Genomic DNA, 602 nt, shown 5'->3' on the forward strand with positions numbered 1-602 from the left:
TGCCCAGACGCCGATCGATCGCTGGCTGGATGTGGCGGAGGCGACGATCAGTCAGGGGGTGCGGGAGTTGGTGTGTCGGCTCAATGCGGGCAGTTCCAGCTTTGCGGCGGCAGCGGAGAATCTGAGGCGGGCGGCCCAGCTGAGGTTGAGCCGGGAGACGTTGCGGCAAGTGGTGGAGCAGGAAGGTCGGCAGGTGTTGGCCGCCCAGAAGTCGGGGGCATTGACGCCGGGCTGGTCGGCCGCCGATTGCGTCGTGACCGACACCGCAGCGACTTCGACCGCAAGCGCTTCGACTGTCACCGCCACGCCAGCGGCGACTTCGACCGCGAACGCTTCGACTGTCACCGCCATGCCAGCGAACGCTTCGACTGCAAACGCTTCGACTGTCACCGCCATGCCAGCGAACGCTTCGACTGTCACCGCCACGCCAGCGAATGCCTCGAAAGCGTCATCGTCTGCTTCCCCCTCGAAGTCTTCCGCGTCGGCTCGGGCCAAGACACGGGTCTACTTTGGCTGCGACGGGGTGATGGTGCCGCTGGTGACGGACGCGGAGCAGCGCAAACGGCGGGCGACGATCAAGCACCAGCGAAAGCTGCGGGGTA

The 602-nt window shown here is 66.3% G+C and carries 1 protein-coding gene; it reads left to right on the forward strand.

Annotation, left to right across the window (positions count from 1 at the left end; all coding sequences use genetic code 11):
* On the forward strand, window positions 1–602 hold a 602-nt coding region (locus tag H0921_RS17600; protein ID WP_228500117.1), incomplete at both ends, for a hypothetical protein.

The organism is Thermogemmata fonticola (assembly GCF_013694095.1).
GTDB classification, from domain to species: Bacteria; Planctomycetota; Planctomycetia; order Gemmatales; family Gemmataceae; genus Thermogemmata; species Thermogemmata fonticola.